This is a genomic window from Corynebacterium aurimucosum, from assembly GCF_046895345.1.
GTDB classification, from domain to species: Bacteria; Actinomycetota; Actinomycetes; order Mycobacteriales; family Mycobacteriaceae; genus Corynebacterium; species Corynebacterium aurimucosum_G.
Genome location: NZ_CP160096.1, coordinates 1218334 through 1236597, shown reverse-complemented (window position 1 = coordinate 1236597; position 18264 = coordinate 1218334). Strand labels below are relative to the sequence as shown.

At 60.1% G+C, this 18264-nt stretch carries 17 protein-coding genes; 9 read left to right on the top strand and 8 right to left on the bottom strand.

The window, feature by feature from the left end; genetic code table 11:
* Window positions 1-5 precede the first annotated feature (5 nt).
* From ABZS45_RS05905 to xseA, 3 genes are read right to left on the bottom strand one after another with little or no spacing between them, the layout of a single operon-like run.
* Window positions 6-362 (bottom strand): hypothetical protein, encoded by a 357-nt coding sequence (locus ABZS45_RS05905; RefSeq protein WP_412101041.1) that lies wholly within the window; start codon window positions 360-362, stop codon window positions 6-8.
* Window positions 363-650: an exodeoxyribonuclease VII small subunit gene (locus tag ABZS45_RS05900; RefSeq protein ID WP_010187330.1), complete on the bottom strand. Its 288-nt coding sequence runs from the start codon at window positions 648-650 to the stop codon at window positions 363-365.
* Window positions 651-706: 56 nt separating this feature from the next.
* Entirely contained in the window at window positions 707-1948 is a 1242-nt protein-coding gene (gene xseA, locus ABZS45_RS05895) for an exodeoxyribonuclease VII large subunit (protein ID WP_412101040.1), read from the bottom strand.
* A 154-nt stretch (window positions 1949-2102) separates the two neighbouring features.
* Here xseA and ABZS45_RS05890 point away from each other — a divergent pair, with 154 nt between their 5' ends.
* A complete protein-coding gene (locus ABZS45_RS05890) occupies window positions 2103-3062 on the top strand; it encodes a 4-hydroxy-3-methylbut-2-enyl diphosphate reductase (protein ID WP_412101039.1) in 960 nt (319 codons plus the stop codon).
* On the opposite strand, the gene ABZS45_RS05885 is transcribed toward ABZS45_RS05890, so the two are convergent.
* From ABZS45_RS05885 to ABZS45_RS05875, 3 genes are read right to left on the bottom strand one after another with little or no spacing between them, the layout of a single operon-like run.
* On the bottom strand, window positions 3059-3802 hold the full coding sequence (locus ABZS45_RS05885) for a DUF6542 domain-containing protein (RefSeq protein ID WP_412101038.1): 744 nt from the start codon (window positions 3800-3802) through the stop codon (window positions 3059-3061). The two genes, ABZS45_RS05890 and ABZS45_RS05885, sit on opposite strands and share 4 nt — an antisense overlap.
* Window positions 3803-3837: 35 nt before the next feature.
* A complete protein-coding gene (locus ABZS45_RS05880; protein WP_412101037.1) occupies window positions 3838-4908 on the bottom strand; it encodes a DNA recombination protein RmuC in 1071 nt (356 codons plus the stop codon).
* A gap of 36 nt (window positions 4909-4944) precedes the next feature.
* Complete coding sequence (locus ABZS45_RS05875) at window positions 4945-6438, bottom strand: AI-2E family transporter (RefSeq protein WP_412101036.1); 1494 nt, start codon at window positions 6436-6438, stop codon at window positions 4945-4947.
* Between the two features lie 47 nt (window positions 6439-6485).
* Here ABZS45_RS05875 and ychF point away from each other — a divergent pair, with 47 nt between their 5' ends.
* From ychF to ABZS45_RS05855, 4 genes are all read left to right on the top strand, one after another.
* Window positions 6486-7571 carry a redox-regulated ATPase YchF gene (gene ychF / locus ABZS45_RS05870; RefSeq protein WP_412101035.1) on the top strand — a complete coding sequence of 362 codons (1086 nt, stop codon included), beginning with the start codon at window positions 6486-6488 and terminating at the stop codon, window positions 7569-7571.
* 31 nt (window positions 7572-7602) lie between these two features.
* Window positions 7603-8796, top strand: coding sequence for an amidohydrolase (locus ABZS45_RS05865; RefSeq protein WP_412101034.1), 1194 nt, complete (start codon window positions 7603-7605; stop codon window positions 8794-8796).
* A gap of 94 nt (window positions 8797-8890) precedes the next feature.
* Entirely contained in the window at window positions 8891-9424 is a 534-nt protein-coding gene (locus tag ABZS45_RS05860; protein WP_412101033.1) for a type 1 glutamine amidotransferase domain-containing protein, read from the top strand.
* Window positions 9425-9652: 228 nt separating this feature from the next.
* Window positions 9653-10564 carry a cation diffusion facilitator family transporter gene (locus ABZS45_RS05855; RefSeq protein WP_412101032.1) on the top strand — a complete coding sequence of 304 codons (912 nt, stop codon included), beginning with the start codon at window positions 9653-9655 and terminating at the stop codon, window positions 10562-10564.
* Between the two features lies 1 nt (window position 10565).
* Here ABZS45_RS05855 and ABZS45_RS05850 read toward each other — a convergent pair whose 3' ends face one another.
* Both ABZS45_RS05850 and ABZS45_RS05845 read right to left on the bottom strand, forming a co-directional pair.
* Window positions 10566-11531 (bottom strand): winged helix DNA-binding domain-containing protein, encoded by a 966-nt coding sequence (locus ABZS45_RS05850; RefSeq protein WP_412101031.1) that lies wholly within the window; start codon window positions 11529-11531, stop codon window positions 10566-10568.
* An 11-nt stretch (window positions 11532-11542) separates the two neighbouring features.
* A complete protein-coding gene (locus ABZS45_RS05845; RefSeq protein ID WP_412101030.1) occupies window positions 11543-13090 on the bottom strand; it encodes a succinic semialdehyde dehydrogenase in 1548 nt (515 codons plus the stop codon).
* Window positions 13091-13180: 90 nt separating this feature from the next.
* Between ABZS45_RS05845 and ABZS45_RS05840 the strand changes: the two genes are divergently transcribed.
* From ABZS45_RS05840 to ABZS45_RS05825, 4 genes are all read left to right on the top strand, one after another.
* The gene (locus ABZS45_RS05840; protein ID WP_412101029.1) at window positions 13181-14353 is read left to right on the top strand and encodes an amino acid deaminase/aldolase; all 1173 of its coding nucleotides are present in this window, start codon (window positions 13181-13183) and stop codon (window positions 14351-14353) included.
* A complete protein-coding gene (locus tag ABZS45_RS05835; protein ID WP_412101028.1) occupies window positions 14350-15633 on the top strand; it encodes a D-arabinono-1,4-lactone oxidase in 1284 nt (427 codons plus the stop codon). The genes ABZS45_RS05840 and ABZS45_RS05835 overlap by 4 nt, the downstream gene beginning before the upstream one ends.
* Before the next feature lie 101 nt (window positions 15634-15734).
* Window positions 15735-16925, top strand: a complete 1191-nt coding sequence (locus ABZS45_RS05830; RefSeq protein WP_412101027.1) for an MFS transporter — start codon at window positions 15735-15737, stop codon at window positions 16923-16925.
* Between the two features lie 186 nt (window positions 16926-17111).
* Window positions 17112-18263, top strand: coding sequence for an HNH endonuclease signature motif containing protein (locus ABZS45_RS05825; RefSeq protein WP_412101026.1), 1152 nt, complete (start codon window positions 17112-17114; stop codon window positions 18261-18263).
* Window position 18264: the final 1 nt, after the last annotated feature.

Sequence of the window (18264 nt, the reverse complement as noted above, 5' to 3'; positions counted from 1 at the left end):
GCTGATTAACGGAAGGTTACGCTCTGCAGTGTGGTTCCGTCCCATTCCACCTCGACCGAATCTCCAGCGGCGCTGGTGAGGGACTCTGGATCGAGGCCGCTCAAGCGCGTCTTGCCGAGGTAGACATCTACCTTCTCATGGAGGGACTTGCCGGGGAAGACAGCGATTTCGCTGAGCTTATTTTCGCTAAAGCGCAGCACAATGGAGTCAGAGAAATAGCCAATCTCTTCATCGTTCGCGGTGTGCGGGGTACCGAAGAATTCTTCGGCGAGCTGGCGGGAGTCACCAAAAACCATGGACCCTGCTCCGCCTGACTTGGAGACGAAGTCCACGCGATCTCCCGGGTAGCCGTAAATCTTCATTTAGTCTTCTCCTGCTTCTTCGTTGTGAGCTGCACTATCGGTGCCCTCTGCGTTCTTTCGGAGGGCCTCCTCTACGCGCTTCGAGGCACCGTCGAGGTGCGCCTCGCAGGCTTTAGCTAGGGCCTCGCCGCGCTCCCAGTACTTGAGGGATTCATCCAATCCCATCTGTCCTAGCTCGAGGATTTTCACTGTTTCAATGAGCTCATCACGAGCCTGCTCATAGCTCAGCTCTTCCACCGGCGGGAATGCATCCTGGCCGGGCTGGCCGGCGCCAATCGTGTCAGTCATGAGGTGAAGTATCTTCTTTCTCTTTTATGTTCCGTCTTAACTATTAAGTGTTCTGTTTAGTCTGCGGCTTGAGAAGCCATTGCAGCAGCGGTGATCGAGCCATCGCCCACACGTATACGCAGCTGCGAACCCGGTGGTGATTGCGTGTAGCTCGTGACGACCTCCGGACCGCTCCCATCGCGCGGAAGGACCTGCACGATGGCATAGCCGCGTTCGAGGGTGGCCGAGGGACCTAAGGCGGAGACCCGAGCACGCAATGAGGCTACCTGGTTAGTTTCGCGGTCCAGCTGGTGGCTCATTACCCGGCGGATCAGCGCGAGATTTCGCTCCAGCTCCTCGCGGCGTGCGGTGATAGGCACCATCGGATCTGCAAGAACCGGGCGGGAGCGGATGTTTTCGAGTCCGCGGCGCTCTCGGTCCACCCAGCCGCGCAGCGCTGCCGCCATGCGCGAGCGTGCTTCGGAGATCAGCGCGTATTCCTCGGCGGCGGAGGGCACGACACGTTTGGCCGCATCGGTGGGGGTGGCGGCGCGGAGATCGGCGACATCATCAAGAACCGGGTGATCCGGTTCGTGGCCGATGGCGGAAACGACAGGGGTGCGGGCCTCCGCAACGGCGCGCTGCAGCGCCTCCTCGGAGAAGGGGAGGAGATCCTCCACTGAACCGCCGCCGCGAGCAACGATGATGACATCTACGTCTGGGTCCGCGTCGAGGGTCCGCAGAGCGTCAATCACCTGGGTAACAGCCGTGGCGCCCTGCACTGCAGTATTGATGACGTTGAACTGGACCGCCGGCCAGCGGTCCTGTGCCACGGACAGGACATCGCGCTCGGCGTGGGAGCCGCGGCCGGTGATGAGGCCGATTTTCTTGGGCAGGTAGGGAAGCGGCAACTTGCGCGAGGGATCACACAGGCCTTCCTGGCGCAGCTTCTGCCGCAACATTTCCACCCGAGCGAGGAGATCGCCGATGCCGACGTGGCGGATCTCGGTCACCCATAGGGAAAAGCTTCCGCGCCCAGCGTAGAAGGCAGGCTTGCCGTACACCACGACGCGGTCGCCATCTTTGAGCGGTGAGGGAGCATTGCGGATGAGCGAGGTGTTGCACGTCAACTGAACAGACTTTTCCTGCTCGACGTCACGCAACGTGATATAGGAGAGCTTCCACGTCGGCTTCATGTTCAACTGGGTAATTTGCCCCTCCACCCAGAGGAAGCCGAGGCGCTCGATCCAGCCTTTGACTTGGTCATTGACCTTGCCGACGGGCCACGGTGTCTCCGCGGAATTGGCCGGTTGGTTCACGCGCAGTCCTTTCTCTTGAGCGGTCTTCTCGGTGGGGTCTGTTCCGAACAGTGTATGGCTCAGTCTAGGAGGCGCGCCGGACATCCGGTGTCACCAGCCAAGCCGGGTGGGCAGAAACTACAGTATGTGCCCGACTTTCGATACTGTGGGTGCCATGACTGAAACTGCAAAGAAGGTGCTCCTGGCGGCTCCCCGCGGCTACTGTGCCGGCGTGGACCGTGCTGTTGAGACAGTGGAAAAGGCGTTGGAGAAGTACGGCGCCCCTATCTACGTGCGCAAGCAGATTGTGCACAACCGATTCGTTGTTGAATCCCTGGCTAAGCGTGGTGTCATCTTTGTGGAAGAGGCTTCCGAAGCCCCCGAAGGCGCTCATCTCGTGTTCTCTGCACACGGCATCGCGCCGAGCGTGCGCAAGGAGGCACAAGAGCGCAAGCAGCTCACGCTCGACGCCACCTGCCCGCTGGTGACCAAGGTCCACAAGGAGGCCCAGCGCTTTGAGCGAGATGGCTACCAGATCCTCCTTGTCGGCCACGAGGGGCACGAAGAGGTCGAAGGCACCGCCGGTGAGGCCCCGGACGTTACCCACTTGGTGGATGGCTTGGAGGGCGTCGACAAGCTGCCCGATTTCCTGCATGAGGAAAAGCTCATCTGGCTGTCCCAAACCACCTTGTCGGTGGATGAAACCATCCAGATCGTCAACAAGCTGCGCGAGCGCTTCCCGCACTTGGAGAACCCGCCATCAGATGACATTTGCTATGCCACGCAGAATCGCCAGGAGTCGGTCAAGGCCATTGCTCCGAAATGCGATCTCATGATTGTTGTGGGCTCCGAGAACTCCTCGAACTCCAAGCGCCTCGTCGAGGTTGCTTTGGAGGCGGGCTCTAAGACTTCACATCTGGTGGACTTTGCCTCGGAGATCGACGAGACCTGGCTGGAAGGCGTGAACACTGTAGGCGTGACCTGTGGTGCGTCCGTGCCTGAGTTGCTGGTCCGTGAAGTGCTGGAGTTTCTGGATGAGCGCGGCTACAACGATGTTGAACAGGTGACGACGTCCACGGAGACCATCACTTTCTCCCTGCCACGCGAACTGCGTCCGGCACGTACTGCGCGTTAATCCTCGTCGTAGAGATTTTCTTCCAGCGGCTGGGAGGACCGCTGGGAGCGCTCCCGTGCACGCCGCGCCTTCTCTGCCGACTCAGCGGCGGCGCGACGGAAGTCCTCCCGCTCATCCGCCTCGGGGGAAGCCTGTCGGCGCTTCGCGCGTTCTTCGGCTTGAAGCCGGCGGCGTTCTTCGCGGTCGCGCTCACGGACTCGGCCCGAGCTCGTATTTTCACGGGCAAGCAGTTCTGCTACGGACAGGCGCTCGGAGCGGTTCCGACGGTCAGAAGCCGCGTCAGCGCGGCGCTTTTCTTGAGCTTCAGCCTTAAGGTTCTTCGCGTGGCTATCGCTGCGCCACAGGCGTAGAACTGCGAGCAGCGCGCAGGCCACAACCGTAACGATGAGCACCGGGAAATGCTGCAGTAGTGGGAAAGCCGTGGTGAGAATCGCGGTTTTGGAAAAGGGCGAGGCACCTTCCGGCAATCCAGCGGTGGAATTGAGGAACCCGCCGCCCACGGTTCCTAATGCGTACAGCAGCGGCAGGGAAATTACCGTCATGTAGAGGCCGCGAGTTTCCACCAACCAGGTGACAGCCAGCGAACCGAGTCCAAAAATCAGAGCGAAGGGCAGCCCCACGCTGCCCAGAACGCCGGAGACCGCCAAGGCCACAAGCGTAACGACGAGCGCGACGAGGAGTGCTCGGCTAAGCGGCATCCCGCGGCGGCGAGGGCGGCGACGATTTTTGGCTACAGACACGCCCAGAAAGCTTACCGGGATTGGTGACCAAAACGTTATTCATTCTGGGCGCGCCGCGGCCAAGAACCGACGCTGCGCGGCTCCACCGGCAGCCGGTCAACGCGGGCTGGGACATCTAGCTCCTTAAGCCGCCGCGCCGTAACCCCGACGCGAGAATCCAAACTGGCCAAGCTTGCGTTATAGGCTTCCACTGCCCGCTCGAGTCCGCGGCCCACCTTGTCGTAGTGCTCGTTAAGAGTATTCAAGCGCGTATAAAGCTCGCGACCCAAACGCTGGACTTCGCGGGCCTTATTGGAGATCTCCTCGTGCTGCCAGCTCACCGCGACGGTGCGCAGGAGAGCAAAGAGGGTGCTTGGGGTGGCGATGACGACGTTGCGCTCGAAGGCGAATTCCAGCAATTCGGCGTCGATAGACAGGGCAGCGTCGACGAAAGTATCGGCGGGGACAAAGAGGATGACAAACTGTGGCGTGGGGGAGAAGGCCTCGATATAGTCCTTCGACGCCAGTGCCTGCACGTGGGAACGCATGAGGTGCGCGTGGCGGCGAAGATAGCCTGCCCGCTCCTCTGGGTCCTCGGTCTCCATTGCGTCGAGGTAGGCGCTCAGTGGCACCTTTGCATCCACGACAATGCTGCGCCCTCCTGCCAAGTGAATGACCAGATCAGGGCGTACCAGCGATCCGTTGATGCGGGCGCTGACTTGGGAATCAAAGTCCACGTGTTTGCGCATGCCGCCGAGCTCAACGACGCGCTCTAGTTGTACCTCGCCCCACCGCCCGCGGACATTGGGGGAACGCAGCGCGCCGACCAGCTTGTCCGTTCGATCAGACAGGCGTGTTGAGGTCCGAGTTACAGCCTGGACCTGGCTGCTGAGTGCTGCGAGTGAGGTCGCTCGATCTTCCTCAATTTCCTGGAGCTGTAGCCCTAGACGGTCCATGGCTTTCTCCAGCGGAGCGAGCTCTGCTTGGCGACGCTGGGACTCTTGCAGGGCGCGATGCTCCTCTGAGGGCTGGGCGGACTGCGCTGAATAAGCGCGGGCTAGCCAGCCCAATGCGGCCCCAATGATGAGGCCGAGGAATAGGAGCACTATGGGTAGGGAAGACGTCATGCCTGTCATCATGGCATGCGCCCCGGACATGAAGAATTAGTCCTTATCCTTTGAGTGCAACATCTGTTCGAGAGCGCCAATTGCGCGCTTGATCCCCGCTCGTGCTCCTCCATCGCGCTCACTGAAATCCGCATCAACGTCGACATTCGCGTCGATCTTTTGGTCCAGAGGGCTCGTGCCGTTGTGGGCGACGTCTTCGGCTGCGCCTTCGGGTGCGGCGTGGTCGGGGATGGACAGCCATTGCTCGCGCTTGTGATCACCCTGTTGCTGCGTGTAGCGCCCGATGAGGAATCCAGCGACGGTCGAAAACTCCAAGTCCTCGGCAGTTCTCTCGCCCGATTGGAGCATCATCATGTCCTGGAAATAGCGGTAGACCACCGCGATGGTCGCTGCGGCTGGGACGGCGAGGAAACCACCGATGAGGCCAAAGAGCGCGGAACCCACGGTCACGGAAATCAACACGATAACCGGGTGCAAGTTCATGGCTTTCGACTGCAGCCACGGGGACAGCACGTTGCCCTCAAGCTGTTGGACCAGCAGTACCAGGCCCAGCACGAGCAGCGCCTTGGTGAAACCCAAGGACACTAGCGCGATGGTCACGGATAGTGCGCCGGCCACGATTGCGCCCACAAAGGGGATGAAACCGGCGATGAACGTGATAATGGCAAGCGCCATGGCCAAAGGCACACCGATGAGGGCGAGGCCGAGGCCGATGAAGATGGCGTCGACAAGCGAGACCACCGCTTGTGCCCGCACGAAACCGCCCAACGTGCTCCACACTCGGGTCAGCAGCTCGGTGAGGTGCCAGCCGGTCCGGCGGCCGGTGGCCTGGCGCAGCCAGGGCAGGAAGTTGTGGCCGTCCTTAAGGAAGAAGAAGGTCAGTACCACGATGATGAAGAGCGTGACCACGATGGAGGTCGCCGTGCCAATGCCCGTGAATACCGAGCCCGCGATGGACCCTGCTTGGCGCTGTAGCCACAGGGCGATTTCATCGATATAGCCGCCGATCTCATCCGCGTCGAGGTTGAGCGGAGGGCCCTGTGCCCATAGCTGCAAGCGCTGAATTCCTTCTACAGTCTGCAGATATAGCGTCTGGGACTGCCGCGCGAAGTCCGGTGCGATGAACATAAAGAGGGTGCCTACCGCAGTAAAAGAAACCAGAATGGTCACTGCCGCAGCGAGGGCTGAGGGCAGTTTCTTGCGCCGCATGGCGCTCGCAATGGGAGCAAGCACAGTGCAAATAATCAGCGCGATGAGGACGGGAAGGATGCCGCGCCAGAAGTTGCCCAGCATGCGGAAGGAGGCATAAAGGAATATCCCAATGATGGTCAGGCGCAGTGCCCACAGCGATGTGGACTTGATGACCTCGCCGACCACCACAGAGCGATCCACCTGGTTGCCGGGCGGGTGCGGAGAGACAGCGTTCAGTGAAGCAGCATCGACGGAGTCATCGAAACGCCCGCCGAGCGCTGCCTCCGCGGCGGCGAACTCAGAGGAAGAGGCGTTGGGGGATGGCTGATCAGAACTCACCCCACCATCTTGCCTCAAAAGATTCGGGGTGCGTTAGGATTGGCCCCGTGAGTCTTACACTTGGAATCGTCGGCCTGCCCAACGTGGGCAAGTCCACTTTGTTTAATGCCCTGACCCGTTCCGACATCTTGGCGGCGAATTACCCGTTTGCCACCATTGAGCCCAATGTCGGTCTCGTTGAGCTTCCCGATTCCCGCCTGAACCGCCTTGCGGAAATCTTCAGCTCCGAACGTATCCTTCCGGCCACCGTGTCCTTCGTGGACATCGCCGGCATCGTTGAGGGCGCTTCCAAGGGCGAGGGAATGGGTAACGCCTTCCTCGCCAATATTCGTGAAGCTGATGCCATTTGCCAGGTAGTGCGTGCCTTCGCTGATGAGAACGTCATCCACGTCGACGGTGAGGTCAACCCGGCACACGATATTTCTGTCATCAATACGGAGCTCATCCTCGCGGACCTGCAGACCATCGAGAAGGCTCTGCCGCGCTTGGAAAAGGAAGCCCGCAAGAACAAGGATTTAGCCGAGACCGTTGAAGAGACCAAGAAGGCGCAGGCCATCTTGGAGGATGACCGCACCCTCTTTGCTGCTTCCAAGAGCAACGAGATCGACCTGTCTCTCCTGTGCGAGCTGCACCTCATGACCGCGAAGCCCTTCCTCTATGTCTTCAACTCGGATGAGGCCGTGCTCACCGATGACGCCAAGAAGGAGGAGCTGCGCCAGCTCGTGGCTCCTGCGGAATGCGTCTTCCTCGATGCCCAGACCGAAACCGACCTCCTTGAGCTCGATGAAGCGGAGGCACTGGAACTGCTCGAGTCGGTGGGCCAGGAAGAGCCTGGCTTGGCGACGTTGGCCAAGGCCGGCTTCGCCACCCTCGGCCTGCAGACCTACCTGACCGCAGGCCCGAAGGAAGCCCGCGCATGGACCATCAAGCAGGGCTCCGCTGCACCGCAGGCTGCGGGTGTTATCCACACCGACTTTGAGAAGAAGTTCATTAAGGCCGAAATCGTCTCCTTCGATGACCTGGACGCCGCTGGCTCCATGGCAGAAGCCCGCAATGCGGGCAAAGTCCGCCAGGAAGGCAAGGAGTACATCATGCAGGACGGCGACGTCTGCGATTTCAAGATCGGCGGCTAATTCGTGCGCTCATAGCGCGTAGGCTGTGGGCATGAGTATCGCCCACATCCTAGATCGCGCAGCAGGGGCCACGCAGTGGCAGGAAGCCCTCTACAAGGATTTGCACCAGCATCCTGAGCTCAGCATGGAGGAGGAGCGCACCCGCGGTGTTATCGCGGATAAGCTCCAGGAGTTTCCAGGAGTTGAGGTGCTGGAATTCGGCGGGGGAGTAGTCGGCATCCTCCGCAACGGCGAAGGAGCGACCGTTTTGGAGCGTGCCGATTTCGACGGTCTGCCCATCACAGAGGACACTGGCCTGGACTATTCCGCTACGGGCGAGGCTATGCATGCCTGCGGCCACGACACCCATGTGACCGCCTTGCTGGGTGCCACGGAGGCGCTGGCGAATTCCACTGAAGCGTGGTCCGGTACCTTCATCGCCCTTTTCCAGCCGGGTGAAGAGACCGCTGAGGGCGCGCAGTCCATGGTGGACGCGGGCCTCACCGATAAAGTCCCCACGCCCGATGTGGCTTTTGGCCAGCACATCTTCATTGATAAGAATGCCCCCGCTGGCAGCGTACTGATTGCACCCGGACCGGTCTTGTCTACAGCGACCTCACTTACCGTCACCGTTTATGGCCACGGTTCTCACGGCTCGATGCCGCACCTCAGCGTTGATCCGGTGGTGCTGGTCAGCTCCATCATTTTGCGGTTGCAAACCATTGTCTCCCGTGAGATCGATCCGCACCAGTTCGCCGTACTGACCGTTGGCGCGCTGCAGGCGGGATCAAAGGCCAATATCATCCCGGACTCGGCCACCCTGCGCATTAACATTCGTGCTTATGACGAGGACGTTCGAGCACAAATCGTTGAGGCTATCCGCCGCATCGTCGAAGCCGAGTGCCAGGCAGCGATGTCCCCGTGCGAGCCAGAGTTTGTGCAGAGTGATAATTACCCCCTTACCGTCAACGATGAAGACGTGACCACAAAGGTACGCGCGCAGCTTATCGACGTCTTGGGTAGCGACAACGTTCTCGGCATGGAGCCGTGGACCGCCTCGGAGGATTTCTCTCGCATCCCCGATGCCTTCGGCACTCCCTATTGTTTCTGGGGGTTTGGCGGGCGTACCGATGGCGCATCAATTCCCAACCACAACCCGCGCTTTGCGCCGGAGCTGCAGCCGACGCTGACCACTGCGACGCAGACACTCATCGCCGCGGCCTACGCTTATCTGAGCCCACGGTAAAGGCGAATCGTTGTTTGGAGTCCTCCACGGCGGTAGCGAAATCACTAGTATCGCGTTAGCCTGGGCGCCGCACTCAATAGAAGGAGGTCGCATCATGGCTGAACTAGATAATAAGACTATTGCAATCGTCGCTACCGATGGTTTCGAGGACTCCGAGCTGACTTCTCCGCTGGAGGCCGTCAAGAACGTCGGCGCTACCGTACGAGTACTCGCCCCGGAGGCAGGCAAGATTACCGGCAAGAATGGAACCGAAATTGATGTTGATGCCACCACCGCCGAATCCACTGGCGAGGCATTCGATGGCATTATTTTGCCTGGCGGTACCGGTAACGCGGATATGCTCCGCCTAGACAAGTCTGCCGTGGAAATCGTGCGCAATCACGTCACCAAGGACCTTCCGCTGGGCGTTATTTGCCACGGTGCGTGGATTCTGACCGATGCCGATGTGCTTAAGGGGCGCACCCTTACTTCTTTCCCTAGCCTTAAGACCGACCTGCGTAACGCGGGTGCTACTTGGGTGGATGAAGAGGTTCATTGCGACCAGGGTCTGGTGTCCTCCCGTACCCCTGACGATCTGCCAGCGTTCAACGCTAAGTTGGTCGAGGAATTCGCTGAGGGCCAGCACTAAATCAGTTGCTTAGCATAGCCGCGGGTGGCTCACCCGCGGCTTTTCACGCCTTGCGTCCGCTGGGAGCTCGCTATAAGGTTAGGTATTCCTGAAGGGGAGTAGTTCCCTCGGATACTTTCCGAGATGCCTGGTCGACATCCTGGCTTTCCGCCCGGCCAGCCAGCGCCTGCACGGCCTGCGGCGTGAACGAGACCTTCGGTCCGCGCCCGAACCGAAGGAGTCTTTAGCGTGTCTTCTCTTAGCACCGAGCAAACGATCCTAGAGCGTTTCATGAAGCTCTCTATCGCCACTGCGGTGGCCACGATCGCGCTCAAGGTTGTCGCTGCCGCTGTGACGGGGTCGGTAGGTTTCCTTTCGGATGCCCTCGAATCCGGTGTGAACCTCGTTGCTGCCGTTGTGGGATTCATAGCCATCAGGATTGCCGCCAAGCCCGCGGATGCGAACCACCAATTTGGTCATGGCAAAGCTGAATATGTTTCCGCACTGGTGGAAGGCGCGATGATTTTCGTCGCGGCCGCGATGATCATCTACACGGCCATTCGCCGCTTCTTGCACCCGCTGCCGCTTGAACAACCGAGCGTGGGTTTGCTGCTGTCAGTAGTAGCAGCTCTCATTAATTTGGTGGTCGGTCTGCTGCTCGTGCGTGCCGGCAAGCATTACCGTTCTTCTACCCTGCAGGCGGATGGTCAGCATCTGCTTACCGACGTCTGGACCTCCGTCGGCGTCATCGTCGGCATCGGGGCAGTGGCGTTGACAGGCTGGCTGTGGTTGGACCCCGTCATCGCGCTGGCAGTCGGTATCAATATCTTATGGACCGGGTACAAGCTGCTCAAGGAATCCTTGAGCTCCCTTTTGTCGGAATCCTTGCCCAAGGAAGAACATGCACAGCTGGATGCGCTACTCAATGAGCTGGAGGACCACCACCAGGTCTCTTTTACCTCGCGCCGCACAGTAGCAGCGGGGCGCCAGCGCCTTGTGTACCTTACGATGGACGTGCCCGGCGAGTGGACGGTGTTGCACTCGCACACCATCGCCGACCGCATCGAGGACGCCATTGATGAGCTTTTCCCCGGCGCTGAGGTCTTCATCCACGTCGAACCCGCCGGAACGGTTCATCGCCGCATCCTGCGCATGCTGTAGATTACCTCGCATACCGCAGGCTAGCGACCCCGCGTCCGCCCTCCATGACCCACGGCCAGCTGAGGCCGTTCCTGGTCAGGACATCATTGCGGATCTCATCAGGAACGATCCATTCTTTGTGTGCATATCCCAGAAGGTATTCATCAAAGGCGGGGAGCTCGAGGCGAATTTTTAGGGCCTTCTCGATCTCACTAGATGTGACATCCTCCTGCCAAGTGGCCATCCAAAAGTCTTGGCCATCGTGGCGAGTGTGTCGAGCGTCTGCCGACTTCAAAGCTGTGGTGGCTTGAGTCTTGCTGAGCTTGGACCATGCTTGGAGGTCGGCTGCGGATACTGGCCCGTGTCCTTCGACATAGCGCTGGGCCAGCTCAGCAAGCGGTTCCTCCGGCTCGCGCTGTTTGGTAGGCAGCGCGTCGACGTGGAGGAAAGTCTCTTGGCTGCCAGCTTTCGGGCCCTGCACGAGGTCGCCGGCGCCACCAAAGGCACGGAGTAGGTGGGAGCCCCTGCCTTCAGTGGGATCAACACCAGCTTCAGCGAAGATCTCGTAGACTTCCGTGCGGCTCAGGGGTTCGGTCGCTGCGCTGTGAAGCGCTTCCGAGGCGGCTGCCACCATGTCTTCGCTCAGCCTCAAACTCGGACGCCGAGATTTCTGGCTGGAAGCCACTCGTGGATAGAGAAGGCGGGACATCCAGCGGACGTCGGCAGCCGGCATGAAGTGCAGCGTGCCGCGCTGCGGCCAACAGCGCACCACGCGAAAGCGTGCTACGTCTTCGAGTACCTTTTGCTCATCGCAGCCGGCGCGAAGAGCAAGTGCTCTGATACCGGCATCGTAGGTCTGGCCCTGGAGGGCGAGCAGATGCTCGGCAACATCGAGGGCCGACGCCAGAGTCGGCCGCGCCGCCGATGGTGCAAGGCCTTGAGCAATGAGCCGACGAGCGAGAAGTTCATCGCGGGTAAGTTCCTTCATGGCTGTTTAGGTTAGAGCCGGAAGGTCTTCATCAGCTGCATGCCGGTGGAGACCAGCTGGCGGAAGCGCTCCGGGGAGATGTACTCCGAAGGAGCAAGTGGGTGCAGGCGCTGCTCGGCCACGGTGCGCTCGTTGGCCCACAGGCGCATGCCGGTAATACCGTGGCGGTGGTTCAGGCCAGACTCCTTGACGCCGCCACCGGGTGCGGCGATGGAGCCATAGGCGGCGGCGAAGCCCTCGTTGATATTGACCATGCCGGCCTCCAGCTGGGATGCCACCTTCCAGGCGCGGCGGGAATTCCCAGACCACACGGAAGCGGATAGGCCGTAGGAGGTGTCGTTCGCGCGCTGGATGGCTTCGGCATCAGAGCTGACCGGATAGACAGCGAGCACTGGGCCGAAGGTCTCCGCGGCATGGAGATCCATGTCTGGGGTCACTCCGGTGAGCACGGTGGGCTCGTAGAAGAAGGGCCCAAGGTCCGGCCGGGCCTTTCCGCCGTAGACCACGGTGGCGCCCTTGGATACGGCGTCTTCGACGTGGGCTTCCACGGCATCAAGTTGGCGCTGCGAGGTCAGCGAGCCGATGGTGGCGGCGTCGGAAAAGGCCGCACCAAGCACCTGCTGGTCCAGCGCGTTCTTGAGTTCGGCGAGGAACTCCTCGAAGATGCTCTCGTGGACATAGGCGCGCTCGGCGGACATGCACAACTGCCCGGAGGAGGAGAATGCGGTGCGTACGGCACCTTGGGCGGTGGATTTCAGGGGGGCGTCGTCAAGCACCAGCATCGGGTTCTTGCCACCCAGCTCCAGCATGGTGGGGATGAGGCGCCCCGCAGCCTGGGTAGCGATGGACTTGCCGGCCTTGGTGGAACCGGTAAAGGAAAGGCCATCCACCAGCGGAACAAGGGCATCGCCCACCTCCGCACCGCGGCCGGGAACCAGCTGCCAGGCAGCCTCCGGAAGACCCGACTCGATGGCTAGGCGCCTCAGCAGAATTGCCGTCAGCGTGGTCTGAGAATCCGGCTTGTGTACCACGGCATTACCAGCCGAGAGGGCTGCCAGAACATCGCCAACACCGAGGGACAGGGGATAGTTCCACGGAGAGATGAGCCCCACCACGCCCAGTGGGTAATGCTGGGTGCGGGTCTTAGTCAGCACGGGAAGCGCGCCGGGGTGGCGGTCAGCGCCGAAAGCTTTGTGGATATTGACCGCGTAGAAGCGCGCGCAATTATACAGATCCATAAGCTCGTCATAGGCATGGGAGCGGGACTTGCCGTTTTCTGCCTGAATGAGGTCGAGGATGAGCTCCTCATTCTCGTGAACGAGGTCGTGCAGGCGCAGCAGGATGGCGGCGCGGTCACCCTGGCCAACGCCAGCGCGCGCATAATTTACGGCCTTCTCGACGTCCACTGCAGTGGCAACGGGGAAGCTAAAAAGCTCGTCACCACTAAACGGCGCGTGAGCCTGGTGTTGCTCACCCGTGCCACGGACATCGCGGGCGGGGGAAGTGTCTAAGAAATTGAGCACTCGCTGGGGAAGACGTGTCTGCGTGAAGGTTTTCATGCGGTCTATTGTTCCAAAAATATGCAATCGCGCTATAGAATTTTCGAGATTTGTCTCACAAACTAAACTATTCGTGGTTAGGATGACGCTATGCCAATCCTCGCGACCATTCCACAGGCCCAGGTGCGCTCGGCGGTTGAGCCGCTCATTAGATCTGGAGAAAGCCCGGCGCCCGTAGGTGTTATCGACCTCTCCGCATTCGACTACAACGCTGCACAGATGCCGGCCCGCTCTGGGGGACTGCCCATCCGCGTGGCCTCGAAGTCAATCCGCAGCGTGGCAGCACTTCGCCGTGCCCTCGAGCATGAGGGCTACCAAGGCATCCTTGCGTATTCCGTTCCAGAAGCGCTCCATCTGGTGGGAGAAGGCTTCCGCGACATCGTGGTGGCCTACCCGAGCGTCAACCGGAAAGCCTTGCGTGAGCTCGCCACAGATGACACGGCGCGCGAGGCTATCACCGTCATGGTGGATAGCGTCGAGCTCTTAGACCTGCTTGAGGGATCCCTGCGTGTGGCCATCGACATTGATTGCACCCTTCATTTGCCGGGCGCAGTTGTGGGCCCGCGCCGCTCGCCCATACGGGAACCGGAACAGGTCACGGAACTTACTCGGGACATCATTCGCCGTGGTCATCGGCTGGTAGGACTCATGGCCTATGAAGGGCAGGTGGCATCTGTTGCCGATGGCTTGCCGGGGCCGGTGGGAGCAGTCAAGCGCTGGCTGCGCACGCGCTCCATGTCAGACCTAGCCCCTCGCCGCCGTGCCTGCGTGGAGGCAGCGCGGGAGGTTGCGGACATCGAATTCGTTAACGGCGGGGGAACGGGCAGCCTCCAGGAATCCGCGGCGGAGGGAACTCTGACCGAGCTTGCCGCGGGCTCCGGCTTTTACACACCGGCCATCTTCGATGACTTCACCGGCATCAATCACAAGGCGGCAGCCTTCTTCGTTTGCCAGGTCTCCCGCGTTCCCGCGCCGGGCTGGGCCACGGTCAACTCCGGAGGTTGGATTGCCTCCGGGCCGCCCGCGAAGGATCGCGTTCCGGTTCCGGTGTGGCCGGAAGGGTTGAGCTACTCCAGCACGGAGGGCGCTGGTGAGGTGCAAACCCCGCTTCACGGGGCCGACCTGAACGTCGAGGACCTGGTGTGGTTCCGCCACGCCAAGGCCGGTGAAATGACAGAAAACGTCGACCGCCTCCTCGCCGTCGGACACGACGGCGTTGATGTATGGGACACCTATAGAGGACAAGGATGGACACTCCGATGACAACCACATTTAGCAACTGGGCAGGATCGGTCACCACGAAGCCACAGGAGTTTGTGCAGCCATCCCGAATCGACGAAATTCCAGATATCATCAGCCGCTCCCGCAGCGTGCGTGCTGTGGGCGCTGGTCACTCTTTCACTCCCATTGCGGCGGGGGAGGAGACGATGCTCAATTTGGATCACGTGAGTGGGCTGGTGAGCGTCGATAAGCAGCGCAAGCGCGTTCGTTTCCTGGCGGGGACCCGGTTACGTGATGTCCCAGCCCTTCTGCGTCCCTATGGGTTGGCGCTGGCCAATCAGGGTGATGTTGACCCGCAATCGCTGGCGGGCGCGATTTCGACCTCGACCCACGGTACCGGCATCGATTACACGGGCTTTGCGGGGACGGTCACGGGGCTGACGCTTATCGACGCCGACGGCAACACCCACACCTATTCCATCGACGAAGACCCAGAACTCCTTCGCCTCGTGGTCGTCAGCGTGGGCGCGCTCGGGGTGGTTGTCGAAGTCGAAATGCAGTGCGTGGATGCCTTCGACCTGCTGGCGGAGGAATCAGGGATTGATTTCGATGAGTTGATGGATAATTGGGAGGAGCTCTCTCGGGGCGTCGACCACTTCGAGTCCTACTGGTTCCCGCACACCGACCGCGCGATGGTCAAGGCCAACACGCGCCTCGAACCGAACGGGGAGCGCCGCTCGCGGCTTAAGCAGCTTATCGACGACGAACTCATCGGCAATGGGGCCTTCGCCGCAGCCCTAGCGCTGGGGCGTCTTGTGCCGGGGACGATCCCGACGCTCAACAAATTCGCTACCTCGGTCATTTCCAATAACCGCTACCGATCCGCTGCTCACGACGTGTTCGTCAGCCCGCGCCGGGTTCGCTTCCACGAAATGGAGTATGCGGTGCCGCTTGCCGACGGCCCCGCCACCGTCCGCGAAATCCGTCGCTTCATCGACGAACAGGGCTGGCGCATCGGGTTTCCGATGGAGCTGCGCACGACGGCCGCGGATGACGTTGCACTGTCAACGGCATCGGGCCGCGAATCGATGTACATTGCCTTCCACATTCCACGTGCGCTTAATCCGCGGGACTACATGCCCAAGCTGGAGCCGATCTTCCGCGCGGCCGGTGGCCGCCCGCACTGGGGCAAGATGAACTCCCTGTCCCGAAACGACTTTTCTCAACTTTATACAAGATTTGATGAGTTCTGCGAGCTGCGCGAAAAGATGGATCCGGAGTGGAAATTCGGTTCGTCCTACCTGCGGAAACTGTTCGGATAGGGGCGTCGTCAAGCGCAGTCCAAGGCGTGGAAGTGGATTCGAAAGTCTCTCTGATCTTTGGTAGCGTGTGGAAGTCTTAATTCCATACGCTGTCGAAGAAGGTGTCTCAAACGTCCGCTGAATCCAAGCCCCTCATCACGCCGACATTTGTGTTTGCGTGGTTGGTAAATTTCGCTCAGTTTACGGTCTTCTATCTGCTCGTGACCATCATGGCTCTCTATGCAGTCGAGCAGTTCCAGGCTTCGGATACGGCGGGCGGGTTTGCCTCAAGCGCCTTCGTGGTGGGGGCGACGATTGCTCGCCTCTTTTCGGGCTACATTGTGGATGCTGCTGGGCGGAAACGTTCGCTGGTCATCTCCCTCATCGTGGTGGCTGTGGCGATGGCGCTGTATTTCCCAGCTCAGTCTCTGCCACTGCTGTTTGCTGTCCGTATCGTGCACGGCTTCGGATATGCGGTGGCGTCGACGGCTGTGATGGCCGTGGCGCAATCGGTTATCCCGGACCATCGCCGCGCTGAGGGAACCGGGTACTTCGCCTTGGGGACAACGCTGGCTGCAGCTTTTGGTCCGGCGGCAGGCCTGGCGATTGTCCACAATGCTGGCTATAACTCCGTGTTTCTGGTGGCGCTGACGCTGACGGTGGTGGCGCTGGGGCTGGGGCTCGTCGTCAAAGCGCCCGCGCAGGAGCAACGTAGCGTGACCTTCTCGCTGGGGAATATTGTGCACCCAGCGGTGGCACCCTTCGGTGTCTTTATCCTGTTTGTAGGTGTTGCCTACACCGGAATCATTACCTTCCTGAATGGCTATTCCGCTCACGCCGGTCTGGAGAAGGGCGCTAGCTACTTTTTCTTGGCTTATGCGGTGGTGAGCCTCGTCCTGCGCTTTGTGCTGGGTAAGCTGCAGGACCGCCGCGGTGACAACATCATCATCTACTCCTCACTCGTCTTCTTTATTGCTGGTCTGGCTGTTCTGGCTTCGGCTGGTGCGGATTGGCAGATTATTGCTGCGGGTGCCTTGGTGGGCATCGGATATGGCTCTATCCTTCCAGCGGGCCAGGCTATCGCTGTGCGTCTGGTGCCGATGCACGAGATGGGTGCGGGGATCTCAACCTTCTTCTTGTTGCTGGACATAGGCATCGGTTTCGGTCCGATTCTGCTGGGGCAGGTTATCTCCGCGACCGGGTACTCCGCCATGTACTGGGCGCTGGCGGCTTTGATGGTGGTGGCCGCGGTGGTGTACTTCTTCGTTCACGGGCGCAAGGATATTGCGCGCGGTGACGTGCGCTACGAATAGATTCCTCGTCGGTGACTTCTCCACTGGGTGAGGTCGAACGTGCAGTCTAAACCTGGGGTTGATACCCCCGTTTATAGTAACGACTTGACGTGAATTCACCACTAGCTATAGCCATGTTCGGTGGAGGCCGCTAGGATCATGTGTAGAACATTTCTTCTAATACATGTTTATCTCGGGGGAGATACCATGACCACCACTGCTACACGCCCGCCTACCTTTTTCTTTTCCACCACCAACCCTAATAATCCACATGCGATGGCTCGTGCTCAAGCACGAAGAGCCACCTATAAAACCTGGGTCGGGGCCATGCCCAGCCTTGACGCCGATATCAACACCACCGCACTATCCCTGGTGGCTGCCTGGTCACTGCCGGAAGGTCACATCAAATCCGGACTGCGCGCTATCCACCGCCTGGAGAGTCTGCCAAAAGTCAAAGCCATACAAGACACCCACTGCCTGCTCGACATTGAATCCCTCATTGCTATTGATCAACCCATGTCAGCGCTGACAGCCTTAACCGGTGAAACCCTAGACTTCATCGACACTATCCTGGCTGACTTCTTTACCCCTTCTAAACCGAATCAAGCTTTTCCTACGCGTAGCCAAATCAGACGCAAAGTCCGCGATATATGTAAAACACTGGATGATTCCATTGCCTATCGCGATACCCGCCCTAAAGACTCCTACAGGTTTTCTTCTAACGGTACGTCTGCCTGGCTGGAACTGCAGGTTGGGGAAGATACCGGCATGAAACTTGATGCCTTCATCCACCAGACCGCAGCCAAGGAAGACATCACTGTCCCTGAGGCAGTCATCAAACTGCTTTCCGGTGAAATCAAACCACCAACCACCGTGATACTACACACCTACCAAGCCCGCGATATTGAAAACGCACCAACCTTTATTGAAGGCTTCGGCTGGCGGACTACGCCCATGCCGCATGATAAGACTCGGGATTTAGCCGAAGACATAAAAGAAGCCGACGGCTACCAACCCGGCCTGATTATGCGCAAACTTGTCGAAGGACGCGACGGAACCTGCCGGGTCGGCGGCTGCGACGAGCCTGCCTTTCTCAGCCAGTTGGATCACCGACACAACTGGGCCGAAGGCGGGCCAACCCACCCGAAGAACCTAGCGTGTTTATGCCAAAGCCATCACAACATGAAAACCGATGGCAGCTTGAAATACCTGCTGGACCCCTACAGCGGGGATGCCATCTGGCTCTACGAAGACGGCACCTGGACAATTACCGAAGCCGATGGACCCTTAGCGCCAAAGCAGAAACGCTGGGCGCAAACAGTAGCCCAACACATCACCAACACCAGAAAACGGGCCTGAC